Origin of the sequence: Psittacicella hinzii (genome assembly GCF_003585935.1) — a bacterium.
GTDB lineage: Bacteria > Pseudomonadota > Gammaproteobacteria > Enterobacterales > Psittacicellaceae > Psittacicella > Psittacicella hinzii.
Genome location: NZ_NRJG01000104.1, coordinates 1 through 3,849 on the forward strand (window position 1 = coordinate 1; position 3,849 = coordinate 3,849).

The 3,849-nt window shown below is 33.0% G+C and carries 3 protein-coding genes; all 3 read left to right on the forward strand.

Annotation, left to right across the window (positions count from 1 at the left end; all coding sequences use genetic code 11):
* The first annotated feature begins 177 nt into the window (after nucleotides 1-177).
* Nucleotides 178-1,041 carry a MetQ/NlpA family ABC transporter substrate-binding protein gene (locus tag CKF58_RS05770; protein WP_119531880.1) on the forward strand — a complete coding sequence of 288 codons (864 nt, stop codon included), beginning with the start codon at nucleotides 178-180 and terminating at the stop codon, nucleotides 1,039-1,041.
* A gap of 67 nt (nucleotides 1,042-1,108) precedes the next feature.
* On the forward strand, nucleotides 1,109-1,909 hold the full coding sequence (locus tag CKF58_RS05775; RefSeq protein ID WP_119531882.1) for a MetQ/NlpA family ABC transporter substrate-binding protein: 801 nt from the start codon (nucleotides 1,109-1,111) through the stop codon (nucleotides 1,907-1,909).
* Nucleotides 1,910-2,303: 394 nt separating this feature from the next.
* The gene (gene putP / locus CKF58_RS05780; RefSeq protein WP_119531884.1) at nucleotides 2,304-3,806 is read left to right on the forward strand and encodes a sodium/proline symporter PutP; all 1,503 of its coding nucleotides are present in this window, start codon (nucleotides 2,304-2,306) and stop codon (nucleotides 3,804-3,806) included.
* The last annotated feature ends 43 nt before the right edge of the window (nucleotides 3,807-3,849 follow it).

Genomic DNA, 3,849 nt, shown 5'->3' on the forward strand with positions numbered 1-3,849 from the left:
GTTTAGACGTCTATACACAAAAATACTTCAAGAATCGTCTTTAATTATGTAAATTCTTAATTTTTTTTATAAAAAGGTATTTACTTATTATTTTTTTATGTTAATCTAAATAAAACAAAATAAAAGATTAAAAAATAATTTTATTTTTTGGTTAGAACAAATTTCGGAGATTAGTATATGAAAAACGTAAAATTATTAAGTAAAGCTTTAGCTCTAGCTGGTTTATTTTCAGTAGCATCTACAGCCTTTGCTAATCAAACTTTATCAGTAGCCGCTTCTGTTACTCCACACGCAGAAGTAATTAAATTAGTTAAAGATGATCTTAAAAAATTAGGTGTTGAATTAAAAGTAGTAGAATTTTCAGATTATGTACAACCGAATGTTGTTGTAGCTGAAAAGTATGTAGACATAAACTTCTACCAGCACTTGCCATATCTTTACAATTTTAATCGTGAAAGAGGTTATGATTTAGTTCCAGCTTTCCCAATTTTCATTACGCCAATTGGAGTATACTCGAAAAAATATAAGAGTTTATCTGAAGTAAAAAATGGTGACGTTGTAGCTATCCCGAACGATCCAACAAATGGCGCTCGTGCATTATTAATTTTACAAAGCGCTGGATTAATTAAATTAAAAGATCCAAATAACATTAATGCTACACCACGCGATATTGCTGAAAACCCGAAAAAACTAAAATTTAAAGAAATCGAAGCTCCAAATCTTCCACGTGTTTTAAACTCGGTTGATTTAGACGTAATCAATACGAACTACGCTTTACCTGCAGGTTTATCACCACAAAAAGATGCCATTGCAATCGAACCAGCAGATTCACCATATGCTAACTGGGTTGTAACTCGTCCAGATAATGCAAATGCTGAAACCGTAGCTAAATTAAAACAAGTTTTATATACCAAAAAAGTTTACGACTGGATTTTAACTAAGTACAATGGTGCTGTAGTGCCTGCTTTCTGTCCTTTAGATGTAAAAGTACCAGACTGTAAACAAGCTAAATTATTACCTCCACCAGCAGCTAAAAAATAGTTTTTAGTTTACTGATAACTTATAATAGAACAACATCTCTTTCACCTAAAATTGTAGGAAACTGATTATGAAATTCAATAAAGCTCTTTTTGCAACAGCTACTTTAGCTTTCGGTACTTTAACTTCTGCTTTTGCTAATCAAACTTTAGTTGTAGCAGCTTCTCCAGTACCACATGCTGAAATTTTACGTTTTGTACAACCTTACCTTAAAGAACAAGGTATTGATTTAAAAATTAAAGAATTTACGGATTACGTATTACCAAATAAAGTAGTATCAAGCGGTGAAGCTGACGCTAACTTCTTCCAACACCAGCCATATTTAGATGTATATAATGCGCAATATAAAACAGATATTATTGGTGGTTTTGGTGTGCATATTGAACCTTTTGGTATCTACTCAACTAAGTTAAAAGCAATTACAGATGTTAAAAAAGGTGCGTCAGTAATTGTACCTAACGATCCATCAAATGAAGGTCGTGCTCTATTACTTCTACAAACTGCAGGTTTAATTGAGCTAAAAGATCCAACAAATATTTTAGCAACTGAACGTGATATTGCTAAAAACCCATACAAACTAAAAATTACTCCAGTTGAAGCAGCAAATATCCCACGTGTATATAAATCAGCTGATATTGGTTTAATTAATGCTAACTATGCTTTACAAGCAGGTTTAAATCCAAGCAAAGATGCTTTAGTAGTAGAACAAACTGGTCCTTATGTAAACTTTATCGCTTACCGTAAAGTAAATGCTAATGATCCACGTATTAAAGCATTAGAAGCAGCTTTAAATCGTAAAGAAGTTTATGACTTCATTGTACAAAAATACAAAGGTGCAGTAGTTCCATCTTTCAATCCTACTAAAAAATAATTAATGCAAGAACAAAAAAGTAGCATCCAAGAGATGCTACTTTTTTGTGTATATTTAAAATCAATTTTGTGCTGTACCTGTACCGCTTATACTTTGCCTCTTATCTTTAATAATCCTAATTATTGTGCTCATTTAATAATAGAGATAGATCTTGGGCAGTGTATTTTGTTTAAAATCTTCTCTTAAGAGAAAAAATTTGCTTAACTCTTTGATTTATATATCTAATTTTATAGCAAAAACTTGTAAGATTTTGCTTTTTTCCGTTGTATAATAATATTTTTCTTTAATTATTAATCATTTATATCGCAACTTTAAACATCAAGGCGATATAAAATTGTATAAAATTATCAGCAAACTGATAATAATTCCAACACTATGTATTTAGAGGTTTTAAGTGCTAAACACGGAAATTTATATTGCGTTTAGCCTGTACTTGTTAATTATCTTGGGAATTGGAGTGTTTGCGTATTTTACAACCAAAAACTTTGATGATTACATCTTAGGTGGTCGTAAAATGGGAGGATTCGTAACCGCTATGTCAGCAGGTGCTTCTGACATGTCTGGATGGTTACTTTTAGGTCTTCCTGGTGCAATCTATCTCACAGGTTTATCTCAAGCTTGGATTGCAGTAGGCTTAACCATTGGAGCGTATTTTAACTATCGAATTGTGGCAGGACGTCTGAGAGTATTTACAGAACATTACAATAATGCTCTTACATTACCCGAATTTTTTGCCGCACGCTTCCCCAAACAGCGTAAAGCCTTAAAAATCTTTAGTTCTGTGGTAATACTCTTTTTCTTTACTATTTACTGTGCTTCAGGAGTTGTTGGTGGAGCAAAATTATTCCAAAGTCTATTAGGATTAGACTACACCACTGCTTTATGGTTAGGAGCTCTTTCTACAATCCTTTATACCTTTATCGGTGGTTACTTAGCAGTTTCTTGGTCTGATACGATCCAAGCAAGTCTTATGATTTTTGCTTTAGTATTAGCGCCTGTAACGATTTTAGTGCATTTTTCTTGGAGTGAAATAGTTGTAGCTCTAGAAAACAAAACCAACGTTACCAATATTCCTTACTCAAATTTACTCTTTAATGTATCGGGTATTGGGGTGATCTCATCTTTAGCATGGGGATTAGGATATTTCGGACAACCTCATATTCTTGCTCGCTTTATGGCTGCAAGTTCTGTACAAGCAATTAACAAAGCTCGTACTATTGGGATTATCTGGATGATCCTTTGCTTAGGTGGGGCATGTGCAGTAGGCTATTTTGGTTTAGCGTACTTCACTTTACAAGGTACCGAAATTCAACCAGAAACTGTATTTATTGAAGTTTCGAAAGCCATTTTTAATCCTTGGATCGTAGGAATCGTATTATCAGCAATTCTTGCCGCAATTATGAGTACTTTATCTGCGCAATTCTTAATGTGCTCTGCGGTATTAACTGAAGATTTTTATCATGGTTTTATTCGTAAAAATGCTTCAGATAAAGAACTAGTAATTTTTGGTCGTCTAATGATCTTAGTAATTGCTGCTGTTGCCTTTGTTATTGCTTTAGATCCAAACTCTTCAGTAATGGATCTAGTGAAATATTCATGGTCTGGTTTTGGCGCTGCTTTTGGACCATTAGTAATTCTTTCTTTATTTAGTAGAACAATAAGTTCAAACGGTGCTTTAGCAGGAATGCTTACTGGAGCGATTATGGTGATTATTTGGTCACCATTAACTAGTTGGTTAGGTTGGCATGATCTAGCTAATTTAGATGTAATCGTACCAGCATTCATTCTTTCAATGTTTGTAACTTTCTTCTCTTCACTGTTCTTCCCTGTTAATGATGAAGTAGCTACTAAATTTGATGAAGCTGCCGCACACTTTAATCAGTTAAAAGATAAATAAAATAAATGCCTCTAAACAATTAAGTTTAGAGGCATTTATTTTA